At 50.7% G+C, this 18,339-nt stretch carries 16 protein-coding genes and 1 tRNA gene; 6 read left to right on the forward strand and 11 right to left on the reverse strand.

What is annotated here, in order from left to right; all coding sequences use genetic code 11:
• Window positions 1-47: 47 nt before the first annotated feature.
• The 4 genes from QWF21_RS07880 to QWF21_RS07895 form a co-directional block, all read right to left on the reverse strand.
• A complete protein-coding gene (locus tag QWF21_RS07880; protein ID WP_330087492.1) occupies window positions 48-1,256 on the reverse strand; it encodes a GGDEF domain-containing protein in 1,209 nt (402 codons plus the stop codon).
• 462 nt (window positions 1,257-1,718) lie between these two features.
• On the reverse strand, window positions 1,719-2,420 hold the full coding sequence (locus tag QWF21_RS07885; protein WP_330087493.1) for a cytochrome c biogenesis CcdA family protein: 702 nt from the start codon (window positions 2,418-2,420) through the stop codon (window positions 1,719-1,721).
• 2 nt (window positions 2,421-2,422) lie between these two features.
• Complete coding sequence (locus QWF21_RS07890; RefSeq protein WP_330087494.1) at window positions 2,423-2,854, reverse strand: thioredoxin family protein; 432 nt, start codon at window positions 2,852-2,854, stop codon at window positions 2,423-2,425.
• Between the two features lie 121 nt (window positions 2,855-2,975).
• Complete coding sequence (locus QWF21_RS07895) at window positions 2,976-3,896, reverse strand: AraC family transcriptional regulator (protein ID WP_330087495.1); 921 nt, start codon at window positions 3,894-3,896, stop codon at window positions 2,976-2,978.
• Window positions 3,897-3,987: 91 nt separating this feature from the next.
• Here QWF21_RS07895 and QWF21_RS07900 point away from each other — a divergent pair, with 91 nt between their 5' ends.
• The 3 genes from QWF21_RS07900 to QWF21_RS07910 are packed head-to-tail and all read left to right on the forward strand — an operon-like array spanning window position 3,988 to window position 6,936.
• Window positions 3,988-4,479, forward strand: a complete 492-nt coding sequence (locus QWF21_RS07900; protein ID WP_330087496.1) for a DinB family protein — start codon at window positions 3,988-3,990, stop codon at window positions 4,477-4,479.
• Window positions 4,467-6,077 (forward strand): NRDE family protein, encoded by a 1,611-nt coding sequence (locus QWF21_RS07905; RefSeq protein ID WP_330087497.1) that lies wholly within the window; start codon window positions 4,467-4,469, stop codon window positions 6,075-6,077. Before QWF21_RS07900 ends, QWF21_RS07905 begins: the two co-directional genes overlap by 13 nt.
• Window positions 6,037-6,936 carry a GNAT family N-acetyltransferase gene (locus QWF21_RS07910; protein WP_330087498.1) on the forward strand — a complete coding sequence of 300 codons (900 nt, stop codon included), beginning with the start codon at window positions 6,037-6,039 and terminating at the stop codon, window positions 6,934-6,936. The genes QWF21_RS07905 and QWF21_RS07910 overlap by 41 nt, the downstream gene beginning before the upstream one ends.
• A 6-nt stretch (window positions 6,937-6,942) precedes the next feature.
• On the opposite strand, the gene QWF21_RS07915 is transcribed toward QWF21_RS07910, so the two are convergent.
• Window positions 6,943-7,545, reverse strand: a complete 603-nt coding sequence (locus QWF21_RS07915; protein ID WP_330087499.1) for a DUF502 domain-containing protein — start codon at window positions 7,543-7,545, stop codon at window positions 6,943-6,945.
• A 149-nt stretch (window positions 7,546-7,694) separates the two neighbouring features.
• Here QWF21_RS07915 and QWF21_RS07920 point away from each other — a divergent pair, with 149 nt between their 5' ends.
• Window positions 7,695-9,074, forward strand: a complete 1,380-nt coding sequence (locus tag QWF21_RS07920) for a helix-turn-helix domain-containing protein (protein WP_330087500.1) — start codon at window positions 7,695-7,697, stop codon at window positions 9,072-9,074.
• Window positions 9,075-9,140: 66 nt separating this feature from the next.
• Here QWF21_RS07920 and QWF21_RS07925 read toward each other — a convergent pair whose 3' ends face one another.
• Window positions 9,141-10,646, reverse strand: a complete 1,506-nt coding sequence (locus tag QWF21_RS07925) for a hypothetical protein (RefSeq protein ID WP_330087501.1) — start codon at window positions 10,644-10,646, stop codon at window positions 9,141-9,143.
• Window positions 10,647-10,884: 238 nt separating this feature from the next.
• On the opposite strand from QWF21_RS07925, the gene QWF21_RS07930 reads away from it, so the two are divergent.
• A complete protein-coding gene (locus tag QWF21_RS07930) occupies window positions 10,885-11,337 on the forward strand; it encodes a hypothetical protein (RefSeq protein WP_330087502.1) in 453 nt (150 codons plus the stop codon).
• Between the two features lie 864 nt (window positions 11,338-12,201).
• Here the strand turns inward: QWF21_RS07930 and QWF21_RS07935 are convergent.
• The 4 genes from QWF21_RS07935 to rpsU all read right to left on the reverse strand — a co-directional run bounded on the left by QWF21_RS07935 (window position 12,202) and on the right by rpsU (window position 16,514).
• Window positions 12,202-12,278 (reverse strand) — tRNA-Ile (locus QWF21_RS07935).
• A gap of 146 nt (window positions 12,279-12,424) precedes the next feature.
• Entirely contained in the window at window positions 12,425-14,266 is a 1,842-nt protein-coding gene (gene rpoD, locus QWF21_RS07940; RefSeq protein WP_330087503.1) for an RNA polymerase sigma factor RpoD, read from the reverse strand.
• An 84-nt stretch (window positions 14,267-14,350) separates the two neighbouring features.
• Entirely contained in the window at window positions 14,351-16,099 is a 1,749-nt protein-coding gene (gene dnaG / locus QWF21_RS07945; protein WP_330087504.1) for a DNA primase, read from the reverse strand.
• Between the two features lie 199 nt (window positions 16,100-16,298).
• A complete protein-coding gene (gene rpsU, locus QWF21_RS07950; protein WP_091338499.1) occupies window positions 16,299-16,514 on the reverse strand; it encodes a 30S ribosomal protein S21 in 216 nt (71 codons plus the stop codon).
• Window positions 16,515-16,677: 163 nt separating this feature from the next.
• Here rpsU and tsaD point away from each other — a divergent pair, with 163 nt between their 5' ends.
• Window positions 16,678-17,691, forward strand: a complete 1,014-nt coding sequence (tsaD, locus tag QWF21_RS07955) for a tRNA (adenosine(37)-N6)-threonylcarbamoyltransferase complex transferase subunit TsaD (RefSeq protein ID WP_330087505.1) — start codon at window positions 16,678-16,680, stop codon at window positions 17,689-17,691.
• A gap of 7 nt (window positions 17,692-17,698) precedes the next feature.
• Here the strand turns inward: tsaD and plsY are convergent, their stop codons facing one another.
• The gene (gene plsY / locus QWF21_RS07960) at window positions 17,699-18,304 is read right to left on the reverse strand and encodes a glycerol-3-phosphate 1-O-acyltransferase PlsY (RefSeq protein ID WP_330087506.1); all 606 of its coding nucleotides are present in this window, start codon (window positions 18,302-18,304) and stop codon (window positions 17,699-17,701) included.
• Window positions 18,305-18,339 lie beyond the last annotated feature (35 nt).

Raw genomic sequence — 18,339 nt, forward strand, 5'->3', positions numbered from 1 at the left:
GGCAATGCATACAAACATTTTCAGCCAGGCTTATGCCTGGCTATTTGTTAGCTGGAGGCCAGCACCACACAGTTGCGGCCTTTTTTCTTGGCTTTATACAAAGCTTCATCGGCCCGCTTAAGCAATGGCTCCGGTTTTTCGCTACCCTGGCGGATAGCGCAGCCCAGGCTAATGGTAATTTGCACGGTTTTACTACCGCTATTGTTATTGGCCGAGCGTTGTTTTTTGCCGGTTTCGTGGTCTTTGGGCCGGCCGCCCTGGCGCACAACCAGCGGGTAATCGGCCACTTGCTGGCGTACCTGCTCCAGTTGTTCTTTCAGCTTGTTCGGATTGGCATGATGAAACACCAGGGTAAACTCTTCACCGCCATAACGATAGGCCGACATACCGCGCTGTTTGGCCAAAATGGCACCCAGCAGTCGCAACACCTGATCGCCCACATCGTGGCCATAGGTGTCGTTGAATTTTTTAAAGTGATCAACATCCAGCATGGTCACCGCACTTTTTTTACCAAGCCGGTTTAAATGCCCCATCAGTGCCCGGCGCTGTGGTAACTGAGTCAGCTCATCGATGTAAGCCAGTTGCAGCATTTGCAAGGCAAGGGTCAGCAGCAAACACAAACTGGCAGTTAAGGTTGCCCAGCCAGACAGATGAGGCTGCGCCAGCCACAGATAAAACAGCGTAAGACTAAGCAGCACCGCCAGTTGCCCCAGCATAGGCTTGGGCCAGTTGCGGTAACTGAGCAATGCCAGCCAGATAGTAGCTACCAGCAAGAGTGTTGCTGCTTGTAGCCAGCTTAGCTGACTTGCACTCAACACCGGCTGCAGTAGCCAATGGTAATCGGGCAGGTTGGTCTGCCAGTTGGGTAAAGGCAGATAGAGTAAACTCACAGGCAGCAAGGCACAGCTTAGCAATAAAGCGATCCCGGCTTTGGTAAGGAGAGGGGGCCGGGGCAGCAGCACCAATAAGCCGAGCCAAAGTGCACTAACTACAGGAAGATAACTGTACAACAAGGCAACATCAGGCTCGCTGATCGGGCGTTGCAAGCCCTGTTGCACAGTAAAATAATGCCCGGCCAAAAAAGCCAGCCAATACAGCCAGTCGGTTTGGCGCATTAGAAGCGCCAGCGAAGCAACAAAGGCCAGCGCCAGCCAGGCAGTGAGCGGGAAGGGGAGGGCCGCGAACAAGGCATGCTCAGGCCAGCCTATCAGCATCACGGCTAACAGCAACACAGGAGACAAGATCAACCAGCGCACACACAACCTCGAGCTGTTGACAGCATATTTTTATTCTGTGCTCAGTGTAGCAGCCTGCTGCCCCGAATTGAAACACCGCATGCATCAGAGTGCATGTTGCATAATGTTCTGTAAAATAATGCAGTACCTGAATCAATTTGAGCCAGTGAGTTGCTATGCCCAAAAGATACCGTGAATCCGCGCTGGACCCTTACATTATTGCTGGGCTTTGTGCTGTGCTGTCGCTGATGCTTTTTTACCGGGCCGCGAAAGGTTTGATTACTGGCGTGGCTCCCGGTTTGCACCACGCTGCTCTCGCCGGGCCTGTCCATACGCTGCAGGATGATCCTTCTATTTTCTGGTTTTCCATTGTGCTGCACCTTGGCTTTGCTTTCTTCACGGCCAGATATGCTTGGCTAACGTTTAGGAAGTAGTAAAGCAGCTGCCGGGCATAGCCCGACAACTGCTTGGTGTGCTCAATGACTAAAGGGTGGTCACCCAATCTGGCAGGTACTCAATGGCCCACAGCTCCATCACCTTATCAAAACCGGTGAAGATCATCAGGGCTATCAGCAGCAGGGCATAACCCAGCAACAGTCGCCCAACTTTGCCGGAGGCGCGCAGGGTGTTCAGTCGGGTACCGGCGGCGTACCCCAGACCCACCAATGGCAAAGCGGTACCAAGGCCAAATGCCAGCATCACGCTAAACGACATCATCAGGCTTTCCCCGGTTGAAGCCAGAGCGATAGCGGCACCCAGGGTAGGGCCTACGCACGGCAACCAGACCAGACCCAAAGAGCCACCGATCACAAACTGAAAGGCTGGGCGGTCTGAGGAGTCTGCCAACTGGCCGCCAGCAGGCAACCGGCTGGTCAGGCGTGACAACAGCAGACTAAATTGCTGATTCAGCCAGCCAACCACCAGCACCAGCCCCATCAACAACATAAAGACTGCGGCAAAGGTACGCATAATATCGGGCGATAAACCGGCGCTGAGCAGCAGGTAGGTCAGCAAGGAGCCCCCCAGTGCAAAGGTAAAGGCCAAACCTGCCGCTAAAAACCAGACGCCGGTTTTGGATGCCCGCATGGCCGATGCCGTCACCGCCGGTATCATCGGCAGAACGCAAGGTGATAACAGGCTCAGCACGCCTGCTATCAGTGCCAGTGGGATGGCGGTAAACTCCATAATCAGTCAGCGCCCTGGTCGTGTTTTTTCAGTTCGGCAAAGATGGTACTTTCACGGGTTTGGGCCACACTAAACCAGAGCTGCTCTTCACCACGATACAGCGCCAAGGTCGACTGACGTGGCGCCTTGAAGTAACTGACCCAGTCTTTCTGGTTATCAAAATCTACTTGCAGCACCAGGATGTCGCTGTTGGGGTTTTGGGCAAAATAGTCATTCAATACGGTGTGCTGACGGCGACAGGTCGGGCACCAGGGGGCATACACATCGATCAAAATCAGCCGGTTTTCGGCTTGGGCATGCCGAAACGCGGTTTCGGTAAAGGCCATCTTGTGTTTGGCCAGGTACTCGCTGGACGCACTGGCAGGGGCTAGCAGCATAAATGCCGCTACAGCCAGGGCAAGGACTGAGATAACAACAGTAGTGATGATTTTCATAGTGAACCTCGTTACATGAATGGATGAAAGCCACTTCAGTGTAAAGAGGTGATAAAGGGTTCACATCAGCGAATACAACGGCGCAATCAACCAAAACACCGTATCGGAATTTTACTGCGGATTAATGATGCAAGGCTCTGAACTCTCCGGGGGAGAGTGTCTCATGCTGCTTAAAAAATCGAATAAAGGCGGTGGCAGATTGATAGCCGATTTGTTCTGCTATGAGTTCCATGCTCAATTCGCTGTGGATCAACAGATAACGGCAGCGCTGCAGTCGCAGCTCATCCAGCAAGGATTTGGCCGTCATAGCCATCACTTTATGGCAGCGCTCGGCAAAGGCGCTTTTGGACAGAAATGCCAGTGCGGCCATGTTCTCTACCGTCCAGTCAGCACCCGGCTCGTCCATGATGGCCAGTACCACCCGGCGTAGCGCCGGATCTTTTAGTGCCGCCAGCAGGCCTTGTTGCATGCTGTCGTCACTGAGCACCTGGCGCAGCAAGTGCAACACCACCACATCGCTCAAGCGACTGATAGCAGCCTGATAACCAGGCTGACGGGCTTGGGCTTCCTGCCGGATCAGCTGAATTAATGGACTTAACCGGCCGGATTGCTGGTTGGCAGGCAGATGAATGTAGTCCGGCATCACCTGAAACAGATTGGCGGTGAGTGGTGATTCGACCGCAATGTCGTAGCAGACCAGACCACGCTCCAGGTGGTCAGGCACACAAAAGTTGGCGAAGTCGACTTCGCTGGTGTGTTCGTTGACCGGCTCGTCACTAAGCCAATGCCGGAAACTGTGGCTGAAAAAAATGGCATCGCCGGCTTCCAATTGCACTTGCTGATGCAGTCGGCCCGGAATTGCCATCCAAACCCGGCCTTGCGTCACCACATGCAGGGCCGCTTTGCTTGATTTATTAGCCAGCATATTCCAGTGACCACAAAATCCGGACTCAAAATGCAGCTCAGAGCCAAAAGCGAGCTGCGATAACAATTGCTCAAGTGCTTCCGGTGTTTCGGTCGATGGGTCTGGTGCTTTTGTCATTGTTGTCTTAGAGAAATAAAACTATGGTAGTAGTGATAGGACACAGAGCCAAGTGCTTTATTGTAAGCTACACCAACTGGATACAGAATGCATGTTGATTATTAAACAAAACCTGCACCAATTGGATTTGCTGGGTATCATTCTACGGCAGGTGCAGCCTGAACATTACCGGCAGGTCAAAGACTGGCCCGGTGAGCCTTCAGTCGGTAAGCATATCCGTCATGTGCTGGACCATTATCAGCAGCTGTGGCTGGCATCCGACAGTCATCAGCTGGATTACCGGCTGCGGCTGCGCGATGAAGGCGCACAAAACGATCCGCGAAAAGCGCTGCACTGGATAGAGCGCTTGCAAACCTGGCTGCAGTGCCTGGAAGCCGATGAGCTGGATGCCCGGCTGAGCTACCAATTTGCCGAAGGCACCACCTACACCAGCTTGCAACGCGAACTGGATTTTGTTGCCAGTCATGCGGTGCATCATCTGGCCTTGATCCATGCATTGCTGGAACCCTGGGGCTACAGCTGGCCCGCAGAAGCCGGCGTACACAGCTCGACCCGAGAGTATCACAAACGATGTGCACCCTAAGCTGGTGGTACCAGCAAGGACAGCTGCATATCCTGTTCAACCGGGATGAGCGAAAAAACCGCGCCCGGGCGCATGCACCCCAGCGTATTAGCCGGCAAGGTGTGGACGCCATCATGCCCATCGATCCAGACGGTGGTGGCAGCTGGGTGGCCGCCAACGACCAGGGCCAGGTCTTTTGCCTGCTCAACGATTATGCCGCCGCTTATCAGCCGGCACCTGGCATTCGCCGCAGTCGGGGATTGCTGCTAAAGGCACTGGCGCACAGCCTTGATTGGCAGGCGCTGGATGCTATGTTGCAGCCAGAGCAACTAGGCTGCTATGCACCTTTTCGCTTGCTGCTCTTTGTTGGGCAACAGGAGCCGCTGCTGTGGCATTGGGATGGCAGCCAGCTTCGCCAGCAGCTGGCACCAAGCTCGCCTTTATCCAGCTCCAGTGCTTTATCCGGGCTGATCCCAAGGCTCAGAGCCTGGCACTGGCAACGGGTAATGGCCCGCTCACCGTCACTGCAAACCCTGCAGCGATTGCATCGTAAAGCCGCACCTTTCGGCGCTTTTAGCGGCATCGCCATGCAGCGCAGCCTGGTGCAAACGGTCAGCATCACGCAATTGACCATTAAAGCGGGTAGCATCTGCATGCAGTATTGGGATGGACATCCGTCCATGCATCAGGCCGGTGACAGCCACAGTCTGGAGCTGCCACTGCGTAAGCAGTTGCTGGCAGAACGCTCCTTTAGCAGCCGGTTGGATGTAGAGGCTTTGTTTCGCCGTTACAGCCCGGCGCTGGCTGACCAGCTCACCGGTTGGCAGTGGGCTTTATTGCGCTGGCTGTTGGCGGAAAAACCATTCAATCAGGGGCTGCAGCCTCTGAATCAGCAGCCAGCCGAGCGATTTTTCGATGTGGCGCTGCAGTGCCTTCGGCTTCGCCCGGACATCATTGCCTGCCGCTGGCCTGTGAGCAGCAGTCGGCCGGTGTTTGTCTGCAATCACCCCACCGGCGGCATCGATGGTTTGCTGCTGATCAGTGTGTTGCAAAAGCGCTATCCAAATTTGCAGGTACTGGCCAACGAAGCGCTGACCGAAGTGCAGCAGCTGGCCGGGCGCATGGTGCCGATCCCGGTATTTGCTAAGCCTAAAGATGCGCTGCCATGGGTGCAGGCTGCTTTTGCCAGCGACGCACCCCTGTTGATTTTTCCGGCTGGTCGTACCGCCAGAAAGGGCGGCAAAGGTCAGTTGGACGATGGCAACTGGGCCAAATTGACGGTGACATTGGCCAGGCGGCAGCAGCGCAGCCTGACAGTGCTGCATCTGCAAAGTCAGAATTCGACTTGGTTCTATACGTTGGCCTGGCTGCGCACCAGACTGGGCATCCAGGCCAATCTGGAAATGCTGTTGCTGGTGCGGGAAATGCTAAAGCCCGCCAATCGTACACCACGACTGTATGTCGATATTCCGATGCATGCCGTTGAGCTGGACGCTCTGGCCGATACCGATCGGCAGCGTATCGCCTGGTTGAAACGCCGTTGCTATCAACTACCCACTATTTATCAGGAGGAACCCGATGCCGATGGTAAGCCCAGTTGCAGCCGCCGAGCCGGCTGAGTTGATTGCACAGGAGCTGGCACAGTTAAAGCCGATTGCCAGCGTTCGCGGTTTGCTGGTATTCAGCGCTCAGGCTGCCAGCATGCCAGTGACCATGCTGGAAATTGGCCGTTTGCGCGAATTGATGTTTCGCAGTGCCGGCGCCGGCCGTAACCTAGCGCGGGATCTGGATGCTCTGGATTATGGCGAGCATGCCTATCACCAGTTGCTGGTGTGGGATCCGGCCAGGTTGGAGTTGGTGGCCATTTACCGCTACCAGTTAGGCTGGCAAGCAGCTCAGCATGGCCATGCCTTGCTGCGTACCAGCCAGCTGTTTGATTACAGCAAGGCTTTTTGCAGCCAGGTGTTGCCCTATGGCATTGAGCTGGGCCGCTCGGTGGTCAATACCAGTGCTAAGGCCCGTACCCTGGGTTTCTTTGCGTTATGGGCCGGGCTGGGAGCCTTGGCCCGCATCCACCCGCAGCTGCAGTACTTTTTTGGCAATGTTTCGCTCTATCAAAGCCTGGGCCAGCAAGCCATTGCCTGCATGGTGCAGTTTTGCCAGCAGCTGTATACTCCGACGCAGCCGATGATGATGGCAAAAAACGGTCTGAATTACGCAACAGCACACACGCTGGAGTGTCGCGGCTGGGTAGAGTTGGGCCCAGACGGGCGTATCCGGCAGTTGCAGCAACTGCTCAAACCCTATGGTTGCCGTCTGCCGCCCATTTTGCAGTCGTATTTAAGTGTGGGCAACGGTATCTGGTTTGACGATGCCGCCTTGGATGAGGATTTTGGCCTGGCCTATGAGCTTAGCATCATCGTGCCACTGACCGCAGTCAGCGGGGCTATCCGGCAGCGCTTTTTGCGCGAAGCCTAGCCTTTCTTAAGGCTTGCTGCTGCCATTCGAGCCCAGGCCGCCGCTTAACACCAGCTGCAGCGCTTCGGCTGGTTTCATCTCCAGATTGCGGGTGCAGCTGCGCGGTACGATGATGGTGTAACCGCCGACGTTGTAGGCCATTGGGATAAACACTGCCAGTTGTTCGTCATTCATTAAAGAGGACATGCGATCGCCATCAAGGCCACCTTTTTTGGTGACGATACCAATTAGTTCTATATCTGTGCCCGGCAGTTTGACCATCACCACCGACTCATCGGCAAAGTTTTTGCCCGACATCACATCCATTAAATCCTGCAGCATGCCGTAGATTTGCTTGGTACCCGGCAGTTTGAGCAGCAGCTTGCCGGGCAACTGCCACAACCAGTCAAAACCGCGCCAGCGGGCGCTAAAGCCAATCACCACACACAGCAGCACAAAGGCGGCAATCGCCATGCCTGGCAGATACCAGCTCGGCGGTAACACCAGCTCCAGCAGCGGGGCCAGCCTGGACTCAATGGTCACCAGCAACCAGCGGATCAGCTCGATGGTAATGACAATGGGCAGAATAATGGCCAGGCCTTTAGCCAGGCTTTTAGCGATAATTTTCATAGGGTATTCACGGTTGAAAACGAAACTACTGAGCAGCATACCAGCTGAACAGGCGCTAAAGCGAGCAGACTAAGCTCTTTTGTACGCACATATCCCTCCTGCACTTTATGAGCTTTAACAGGGCCTACCTACTATGTCGACATCAATTTTTGTGGCGTTGGTTTGCTACTGGTGCTATTGATATAACACGACTGCTAAAAACCATAACAAAAACCGGAAAACTTGAAATGACGTACAGGTTTACTGGCTCCCCAGTGTTGAGCTATCTGGGGACGACAAAAGAAGCGAAAAGAACTCACATACCAAACTTTCTAGCCGAAGATGAATTAATTAAGCACCTGATTGCTTATGAGCCGATGTTTACGAGTTTACGCGGTAGTTTACGATGGGATCTCAGCAGTTGCTCAATAGTTACAGCCGATTTGGCAGTATTCAACGCTGCTATCGATGATCTGTTGTTAAGCATACTGAATCACTGTGTGTCACCGATTGTTGTGGTGACTGCACAAGCCAATGAAAACAGTTTAAAGGTTGTTTTTAAGGTTACTTCTGGAGTTCGAGCTAAAGCATTCTCGGATACTGATTTTCAACAAATCCGAAAGCTTATGCGCTCTTTAAATGCAGATGCCAGCCTAGCTGAATCTGAGGCTTTCCTGACCATTGAAATCACTTTGTCAGCTAAACAGCGCTTGGTTAATGGAGAGCACCCTGCGGAGCGGCAAATTACCCAATTTAACCTTCACGAATTGGCCAGACTTAATAATGATGCAGATAATTTTAATCCACTGGTTTTAATCGTCGAGCCTAATGATGAGCTTAGACGGTTTCTTGTAAGATTACTGCAACCAGATTACCGGGTGCTAGAAGCCATAACAGGCAAGCAAGCATTTGAGATAGCCTGCAATGACATTCCAGATTTAATTGTTACCGATGTATTGTTGCAAGAGCTTGATGGTTTAAGCCTGCTCAAAGAATTATCAGCTCAGGAGAGTACCAGCCATATTCCTGTAATGTTTTTATCTGGAATTAAAGCCAGTGAAGCCAAAATTGATGCATTACAGCTAGGGGCAGTTGATTATTTGACCAAACCCTTTATTGCGGCAGAATTACTGTTGAAAATTCGTAATGTGGTACAGACGCGTTACAGGGTCGTTTTGAGCAATGGCGGGAGGTTACCATTAGACCGTTTAAAAAATGCATTACCAGAGCGTGAGTTAGAGTTTCTCACCAGACTGGAGCGCCTTGTTGCGCTTCTTTTCGCAGATCCCGAGCTGGATACAGCTTCACTGGCAACACATCTTGCAATGAGTGATCGGCAATTGCAGCGCAAGGTCAAAGCGCTGCTGCACCAAACACCGGTTGAGTATATTCGTGAGTACCGACTGCATCGGGCTAAAGAGCATTTGTTGAAGGGGAAACCTGTTGCCTTGGTATCGGATTTAGTTGGTTTTGCATCTCCAAGCCACTTTAGTAAATGTTTCAAGTTGGCTTTTCAGCAGACACCATCAGAGTTCGCCCAGTCGCTTTAGTAAGAATGATAGTTATTTAAAATGAGCGAACTGGAAGGGTAAAAACTTCCAGTTCGTACCAGAGTATTAGTCACATGGTTGCCAACTCTGACCGTCAACACTACATTCAAATAAGCGGGTACCATCGTCTAACTCAGTTTCCCGCTCCCAGCGGCCATCCGAATATTTGTGAATGGCGACACCATTTTGAATTTTACTTTTACGCCAATACTCTGTACTTACCCGTACTTCGCTGTCGTACTCATAACCCAATAAGTCAAAAAACTGCATAAGCTCTGTAGCTGGCAAAGTTGGCTTCTCTTTAACATTAATCCAATCAGGCAAGTCGAAGAAAACAGGTTGTGATTCTCTGAAAGAAAATTCAGCGCCAGTAGATCCGCCATCTTCCTCATTTATACGAATGGATAATCCTCGCTCATAGGGCATTTCAAAATTATTGTTTACACATTGTTCCAGAGCCGGAAAGCTGACGGTCGGGACAATGTTTGCTAATTCATAATGAGTTTGTTCAAAGTCAAAACTGACTCGCTCAATATTACCGCAACGATAGCCACCGTCAGGGTCTCGATAGGTGTCTTGCCGAATACTCAACCAACCCTTCAGTGACTGATCATTCCATGGTTGTCCTAACTCATGAAATTTTGCAAGAACAAAATCCACTTCATCCAAATTTGGAGAGTCTACTAGTTTGACTCTCTCAATAAAATCTTCACTACCTAGAAAGATAATCTCATCGCGATACCAGCCATTGCTAACGTTAAAATATTCATCATGCTGAGTGCTACGATAAACAAACACGCGAACTTCATTTGCTGTAGGATAGGTTTTCCTTAATTCCGTTTTGTGTCGATATGCGGCTTTAAGACCTTGCATGATATCTTGTGCGGCATGATAAGCCACTGAGTCATTATCTGCGATAAAATCAGCGTATAGCCGATCAGCGGATAGATTGTAGAATGACACAAGCCCACGAACGGTTTCTTCGATTTCATTTTTCAGTGTTTGTACTTCTTCCACATGGTTTTTAAGGTAGTGACAGTGCTTTTCCTCTATGGTTCGTGGGTAGCTTCGCTCAATAGCTTCCCAAACCACCGTGGTTAACGGAGAAATATTTCGTGTAAGGCCGTCCCTGAAATCTGCTTCTGTAATCGGCTCAAAGGTGGGCTGTAATATGATTTGATAAGCTTCAGTTACTTCTCCAAGATCTTCATCAAAAGCACCGACAGGCACATCGACGATCAAAGCAGAATATGCAACACACTCAGCAAAATCTTCCGGGATCTCCAAGTAGTAATCTCCGGCTTCTTCAGTAAGTTTTTGTGGTTCGTCAGGATCAGCTATTCCATTGCCATTAATATCTAAAAATACTGTACCTCCTACTATGTAACCATCTATTGCTTTTCCCGACACTGTTAAAAACCGCGCTGTCGGTGGTGTCACTCCTTGAGGAGGTGGTGTCACGCCTTGCGATGGTGGCGCTGGTTCAGAGCTGCCACCACCACCGCAAGCACTTAAAGCAACTGCAATGGCAGTGACAATTGCCAGTTTGGTAAATATTTGGTTTTTCTTCATATCACTCTCCTGATTATTAGGGATAACCCAAACTCGCCTGCAAGGACTCGTTCAGGCTTGGCAACAGGAGTAAATTACAGTGATCAACTAAACTGGTGGTGTACGACAACGACCAGTTTGTGTAACTGACCGACAATATACCCATCGATAACTCATTCAAGCGATGGTGAAATTTTTCTTATTCTTCATACATATCTTTTCTGTTGTGCTAAAACTGACAACTAGTGCTTCAACGATCATGGCTGCAGGTGTATTTGTTTTTCTTTATGGCTTCATTTTATATGGCATGTATGAATTAAGCTTCCAAGTGGTATCTTGGAAGAAACGTTTGAAAGAGAAATATCGGGGCAAGGAGCATTTTGGCTGGATAATGGTTCCGACTTTAATTGCAGGGGTTGGAGTAGGAGTGCCGCTAGTGTTTATTTCGATAATATCATTTGCTGTTTTAGTGGTACTTAATAGTTACACAGTAGGGGCTAATCGGGCAGCTGATGAAATCAAAGCTTTTGTTCAATGCGATCATCCTGAAGCAAGGTGTACCAGGATTTTCTCTGGTACTGACTTGATTGCTGAAGGTAAGATCGTAACGGTGTCAGCTAAAAGTCTAGCGGTATTTGATGGCCATAGAGTGTTAATTCTAGATCATGATAATCTTCGCGTTGAGACAGAAATACAAAAACAGCATAGGTAGCTTGTATATGAAGAGTTTTGCGGTATTTTTCCCCAACGTCACCGAGGTTAGCGTGTGATCTATTGGAAGTCGTTTCAACATCAGGGGAATGAATTTAGTCTTGAACATCTACATCCCAAAATATGGCTCTATGAACAAGCTGCAACAGACACTAAGCCTGCTATACCTTATCGGATTAGGGTTATTTATAGTTTGCATTGTTTTACTGTGATGAGGGATGAGACAAAGCCTAAGCTGGATTATTCAGACGACAGAGAAATAAGAACTTTTTGTTTCGATAGGTACGAGTGGTCGAAGCTTCTGAACGAGGTCATTGAAAACCTGGATGAAGGGCATGTATACCATACGGGGCGACAAAATTTTCTAAGAATCAGGAGCACTTCAGGCTCGGAGTATGAAGTGTTTTTTACGCTCATGAAGTCAAAAGAGAAAGGTGTCGATCTTCAGCTATACGTTCAATCTGCTTACCTGAGAACCAGAGGAAGTAGCCCAAAGGCTGGTAAGATTCGATTTTCTGTTATTGCATACAACACGAAAGCAAATAAACCAATTAAGGTACATAAACGCTAGAAACTAAAAAAGCGCCAAAGGCGCTTTTTTAGTTTAATCAGGGTCTTTGGGTATCACGCTCTTGGGCGGTAACCTTAATCTAATAAGGCGACATTAGCGCACTCTCTCGAGTCCTGTTTATACGCTAACAACGACAGTATAAACTATAGTTGACGGTCAACACATCGGACCAGTTTGATTTGGTGGTTATCCTAACGTTTTACAGGCTGTAGTTTGTTTAGTAGTATCTCGGTAGCACAGAGGTAGCACCGAGCTATTTTCAGGAAACCGGGTAAAACGACAAGCCTTTAAAAATGGTGGCCCCAGCTGGACTCGAACCAGCGACCGATCGATTATGAGTCGAGCGCTCTAACCAACTGAGCTATAGGGCCATGGTGTGGACATTCTTGCTAAGCAAAAACGGCTTGCAGTATAGAAAGTTTTGCTGCCGTTGTCATCTGACTTTGCTGGCTTATTGCTATCAAGCGGTTATTTTTTCTGCAAAAAGTAAAAGGCGCCGGGTAGGCGCCTTTGGTATTTACTCGTCCAGGAAGCTTTTTAACACTTCCGAGCGCGATGGGTGGCGCAGTTTGCGTAATGCCTTGGCTTCGATCTGCCGGATCCGCTCCCGGGTAACGTCGAACTGTTTGCCGACTTCTTCCAGGGTGTGATCGGTATTCATGTCGATACCAAACCGCATCCGCAGTACTTTGGCTTCACGGGCGGTAAGGCCGGCCAGTACTTCGTTGGTGGCGTTTTTCAGACTTTCCATCGTGGCTGAGTCCAGTGGTGATTCACCGCTGGTATCCTCGATAAAGTCGCCCAGATGCGAATCTTCATCATCGCCAATCGGGGTTTCCATCGAAATTGGCTCTTTGGCGATTTTCAGCACCTTGCGGATTTTGTCTTCTGGCATTTGCATGCGTTCGGACAATTCTTCCGGTGTTGGCTCCCGGCCCATCTCCTGCAACATCTGCCGGGAGATCCGGTTCAGCTTGTTGATGGTTTCGATCATATGCACCGGAATACGGATGGTACGGGCTTGATCAGCAATGGAGCGGGTGATGGCCTGACGGATCCACCAGGTGGCATAGGTCGAAAACTTGTAACCACGACGGTATTCGAATTTATCGACGGCCTTCATCAGACCAATATTGCCTTCCTGGATCAGATCAAGGAATTGCAAACCACGGTTGGTGTATTTTTTCGCAATCGAAATAACCAGACGCAGGTTGGCCTCGACCATTTCCTTTTTCGCCCGGCGGGCTTTGGCTTCGCCAATGGACATCCGACGGTTGATGTCTTTAATTTTGGTAATGCTAAGGCCAGTCTCTTCCTCAACTTTCTTCAGTTTTTCAACACAGCGATACAAATCGTCTTTGAAATCGCTCAGTTTTTCAGAGTGCGTTTTTTTGGCTGCAATTTCAGCATCGATCCAGGCCGTAGAGGTTTCATTGCCAGTGAAGGCTTTTACGAAAGCTTTCTTCGGCATTTTGGCATGTTCGACGCTGTGCTTCATCAGCAGACGTTCCTGCACCCGCACCCGGTCCATCATTTCGCGCATGTTTTTGACCAGGCGATCGAATTGCTTCGGTACCAGGCGGAAACAGCGAAACACTTCACTCAGCTTCAGAATCTCTTCTTTGGTGGTGTCGTGCTCACGGCCATTGCTGACAATGGAGTTACGGGTAACATCGTATTGCTGACGCAATTCACCGAATTTAATGCGGGCAACTTCCGGATCCGGACCGCTATCACCATCATCGGCATCGTCGCTGTCGTCATCATCGTCGTCATCGTCGTCATCGTCGTTGTTGGATTCCGGCACATCTGAACCAATGTTGGTTGCAATTACCGGTGCTTCATCCAGCTCATTCGGATCGACGAATGCGGTGACGATGTCACTCAGTCGCATCTGGTCGGCTTCGAATTTATCCCACAACTCAAGCAGGTAGGTGATAGCTTCCGGATATTCCGCAACCGAGGTTTGTACCTGGTTGATGCCATCCTCGATGCGCTTGGCGATTTCAATTTCGCCATCCCGGGTTAATAGCTCGACGGTGCCCATTTCCCGCATGTACATCCGCACCGGATCAGTGGTGCGGCCGAGTTCTTTATCGACACTGACCAGCGCCTGAGCAGCTTCTTCAGCGGCATCATCATCGGCGGCGGCATCGGCCATGATCAGATCATCGGCATCCGGGGCGGATTCAAACACCTGGATCCCCATGTCGTTGATCATGCGGATAATATCTTCGATTTGCTCCGAGTCGATAATGTCTTGTGGAAGGTGGTCATTGACTTCCGCAAAGGTGAGGTACCCTTGCTCTTTACCTTTCAAGATCAGGAGTTTGAGTTGCGACTGAGGACTTTGCTCCATAGAGGCTATGCTTCCACTCAAGTTAATTAATAAACGAATTGCGAACTGGCAATTATAACAAACTGCGGCATTTCTAGCCAGCAATTAGCTGGGTGCCGATCGCGGTTTTCTGCTTTTTAGTGCTGTAAGTAACAATACGTATTCCTGTTGCTCTACAGAGGTCAACTTTTGCAGTTTGGCTGTACGCTCCAGCGCCTCCAGGCGTTGTTGCAGATAAAGATCTTCTATCGCGGCAAAGGTATCCACAAATTCTGGCTCGATTTGCTCGGGTTCCAGTTGAGGATCCCACACTGCCAGTTTATTGAGTATCGGATATTCCTGACTATTCCGCCAATGCTCTAACAGCTGAGCAGTACGAACCCCGGGGATTTCCAGGATTTTTTGTTGCAATGCCAGCAATAAATCAAAGCCCGGTAACTGGGCTCCTGCCAGCTCTTGTGCTTGCGGTATGCTGTTGGCCAACGCCGGGTATTGCAGTAATAAAGCAATGGCTCGGCGCATTGGGGTCATGCTTTGTGCTTTGGGCAGATAACGGGCGGTTATACCTTTGCCCGGAGCTGCTTTGGCCTCTTTGGGCTTGCCAATCAGGTTGTGCAGCTTATCACTGAGTTGTTCCCGGTAAAACTCACTGGGGATCTGACCGATCAGAGCTTTTCCTTCTGCCAATAGCGCTGATTTTCCAGCATCGGAACTGGCATCGTGTTGTGTCAGCAGGTACTCAAAGAAATAATGCTGCAAGCTGGCGGCTGCGGCAACACGCGCTAGAAAAGCCTCTTTGCCTTCTTGTTGTACCATGCTATCCGGATCTTCGCCATCCGGTAAAAAAACAAATTTAAGCTCCACACCATCTTTTAACTGTGGCAGAGCATTTTGCAAAGCACGCCAGGCAGCATCGCGGCCGGCACGGTCACCATCGTAGCAACAGACCACGGAGCGGCAATAGCGAAACAGCGTTTGCATGTGGTCGCTGGTCGTCGCAGTCCCCAGGCTGGCGACAGCAAAATCAATGCCTTGCTCCGACAGAGCCACCACGTCCATATAGCCTTCGACTACCAGCACCTGCTCCAGTCGTTCCTGCTGCTGACGGGCCTCAAATAAGCCATAGAGTTCACGGCCCTTATGAAACAAGCGGGTTTCCGGTGAGTTCAGATACTTGGGGGTGCCGTCATCGAATACCCTGCCACCAAAAGCAATCACCCGGCCACGGCGATCACGAATGGGGAACATCAACCGGTTACGAAAAAAATCGTACTCGCGGCCTTGCTCATTGCGGCTGGTCAGTTTCAGCTCAACTAACTGATCGCGTACTTTCTTGTCCTTGCCCAACTGGCGCAGCACAAAATCCCAACTATCCGGTGCGACACCAATACCAAACTTCTGTACCGTGTTGGCACTTAAACCCCGGCGCTTTAAGTAGGCTTGCGCCTGTGCACTGGCAGGACCATGCTGCAATTGCTGTTGCCATAAGCTACTGACTTTTTGCATCAGTTCGTAATCATCGGCCTGACCACTGGGGCGGGCAGGACCACCGCCTTCGCGTGGCACTTCAAGATGATGCATTGCCGCCAGTTCTTCAATGGCCTCAGGAAACTCCAGTTGCTCGTACTCCATCAAGAAGGTGATGGCGTTGCCGTGTGCTCCACAACCGAAACAGTGGTAAAACTGCTTGTCTTGGCTGACAGTAAAAGAGGGCGTTTTTTCGTTATGGAAAGGGCAGCAGGCAGAATGATTCCGGCCTTTTTTCTTCAAAGGCACACGTTGATCGATCAACTCGACAATGTCGGTTCGAGCCAGTAAATCATCAATGAACTGTCGCGGGATCTGTCCGGCCACTGGATAGTTTCACTTTGCTCAGAAAAAGACAAACCGTGCCTGAAAGCACGGTGTGGTCAGCATATGCCAGTTCCCGACTCTTTGCATTCTAACAATCAAGAGTTGGGGGGCGTTTCATTGCAATCAAAAGCTGTTTGAAAACAGCAGCTGCCTGCCAGGCAATGAAACGCAGCCGTCGCTGTGACGTCTTTAGTACAAATTAGTACAGACGGATACGACGTGCATTTTCGCGAGAAAGCTTCTTAGCGTGGCGTTTTACCGCAGCTGCTTTCTTACGCTTACGAATCCAGGTTGGCTTTTCGTAGAATTCTTTTGCACGCACGTCAGCCAGGATGCCAGCCTTTTCACAAGAGCGCTTGAAACGACGCAAAGCTACGTCAAAGGGTTCGTTTTCTTTTACTTTAACAACAGGCATTAAATTCTCACCTCGGTTTATCTGGTCAGTCAGCGACCAATACGATTAAAAATGGTGCCGCATTTTACTCAAAAGCCGGGGCCCTTGTAAAGGGATTCTGTGGATCGCTGGTGATTTATCCTGGATCCCAGTACAATTCGCGGGTTTTCGGCCGGAGGTAACGATGCGGGTACTGGGAATTGAGACATCCTGTGATGAAACGGGCATTGCCATTTACGATACTAAACTTGGTTTATTAAGCCATCAGCTGTATAGCCAGATCAAGCTGCATGCCGATTATGGCGGTGTGGTACCAGAGCTGGCATCGCGTGACCATGTCCGCAAAACGCTGCCACTGATCCGGGCTGCACTAAAAGAAGCCAATTGCAGTGCCAGTGATATCGATGGTGTGGCCTATACTGCCGGGCCGGGCCTGGCGGGAGCTTTGTTGGTGGGCGCTTCCATTGGCCGTAGCCTGGCTTTTGCCTGGCAAAAACCAGCCATAGGTGTGCATCATATGGAAGGCCACTTACTGGCACCGATGCTGGAGGCTGAGCCGCCAGCCTTTCCTTTTCTGGCGCTGTTGGTGTCCGGTGGCCATACCCAGTTGGTTGCGGTGGCCGGCATTGGTCAGTATCAGTTGTTGGGCGAGTCGATCGATGATGCCGCTGGTGAAGCCTTTGATAAAACTGCCAAACTGATGGGACTGGATTATCCGGGAGGGCCTTTGTTGGCGAAGATGGCAGCAGCAGGCAACCCGGCAGCACACCGTTTTCCACGACCGATGCTGGACAGGCCCGGGTTGGACTTTAGTTTTAGCGGCCTGAAAACTGCCGCGGCTAACGTAATTGCAAAAGCCGGCACGGATAGCAGTGCCCGGGCCGATATTGCCGCTTCGTTTCAACAGGCGGTAGTCGATACTTTGGTGGCCAAGTGCGAACGGGCACTGGAGCAAACAGGTTTAAATCGACTGGTAGTAGCGGGAGGGGTCAGTGCCAATACTTCGCTGCGTGAACAATTAGCGGCTTTGTTGCAACAACGTGGTGGCCGGGTCTTTTATCCACGCAAAGAGTTTTGTACAGACAATGGTGCCATGATTGCCTTGGCTGGGCATCAGCGCCTGCTGGCAGGGCAGCAGCAGGACCTGGCCATTGCCGTGCAGCCACGCTGGCCGATGCAGCAGTTGTCGCCACTTTAAGCCTTGTCTACTCTTTCAGATTGTTATCTTTATCCCAAACCCGGCTTTCGTTGCCACGCAGCAGCCGGGTGATGTTTTGGTGATGGCGGGCAATAATCAGCACGCTGAGCATCAGTACCGGCAGGGTATACATCGGTTTGATAAACCAGGTAAATACCGGTGCCAGTCCAACGGTGATAATAGCCGCCAGTGATGAGTAACCGCTGATTGCCAACACCAGTACCCAGGTTGCCAGTAACAGGCCGGTTAGATCCAGTCCAATCGGCATCATGGTACCTAGCGCGGTGGCGACAGCTTTACCGCCTTTAAAACCAAAAAACAGCGGGTAAATGTGGCCAAGGCAAGCGCAAATACCAATCAGACCCAGATAAATGGGCTCAATGCCCAGAAAATACGAGCCCCAAACGGGTATGGTACCTTTAAGAATATCGAACAGTAAGACCAGGGCCGCTGGCAATTTACCACCAGAGCGTAACACATTGGTGGCGCCCGGATTGTTGGAGCCGGTGGTTCTGGGATCTGGCAGCCGGAACAGCTTGCTAATCAGCACCGCCGATGAGATGGATCCCAGCAGATATGCCAGCAACATAAGTGTCAGGATCATAGGTGTCATCAATGCGGTTCCTCAGCCTGGCTTTTTACGATAAG

Source organism: Alkalimonas mucilaginosa, from assembly GCF_036327005.1.
Taxonomy (GTDB): domain Bacteria; phylum Pseudomonadota; class Gammaproteobacteria; order Enterobacterales; family Alteromonadaceae; genus Alkalimonas; species Alkalimonas mucilaginosa.

Coding starts and splice junctions, on each gene's coding strand:
- QWF21_RS07885 (WP_330087493.1), bottom strand. CDS start 2,420: ATGGAGTTTACCGCCATCCCACTGGCACTGATAGCAGGCGTGCTGAGC.
- QWF21_RS07890 (WP_330087494.1), bottom strand. CDS start 2,854: ATGAAAATCATCACTACTGTTGTTATCTCAGTCCTTGCCCTGGCTGTA.
- QWF21_RS07895 (WP_330087495.1), bottom strand. CDS start 3,896: ATGACAAAAGCACCAGACCCATCGACCGAAACACCGGAAGCACTTGAG.
- QWF21_RS07900 (WP_330087496.1), top strand. CDS start 3,988: ATGTTGATTATTAAACAAAACCTGCACCAATTGGATTTGCTGGGTATC.
- QWF21_RS07905 (WP_330087497.1), top strand. CDS start 4,467: ATGTGCACCCTAAGCTGGTGGTACCAGCAAGGACAGCTGCATATCCTG.
- QWF21_RS07910 (WP_330087498.1), top strand. CDS start 6,037: ATGCCGATGGTAAGCCCAGTTGCAGCCGCCGAGCCGGCTGAGTTGATT.
- QWF21_RS07915 (WP_330087499.1), bottom strand. CDS start 7,545: ATGAAAATTATCGCTAAAAGCCTGGCTAAAGGCCTGGCCATTATTCTG.
- QWF21_RS07925 (WP_330087501.1), bottom strand. CDS start 10,646: ATGAAGAAAAACCAAATATTTACCAAACTGGCAATTGTCACTGCCATT.
- QWF21_RS07930 (WP_330087502.1), top strand. CDS start 10,885: ATGGCTGCAGGTGTATTTGTTTTTCTTTATGGCTTCATTTTATATGGC.
- rpoD (WP_330087503.1), bottom strand. CDS start 14,266: ATGGAGCAAAGTCCTCAGTCGCAACTCAAACTCCTGATCTTGAAAGGT.
- rpsU (WP_091338499.1), bottom strand. CDS start 16,514: ATGCCTGTTGTTAAAGTAAAAGAAAACGAACCCTTTGACGTAGCTTTG.
- tsaD (WP_330087505.1), top strand. CDS start 16,678: ATGCGGGTACTGGGAATTGAGACATCCTGTGATGAAACGGGCATTGCC.
- plsY (WP_330087506.1), bottom strand. CDS start 18,304: ATGACACCTATGATCCTGACACTTATGTTGCTGGCATATCTGCTGGGA.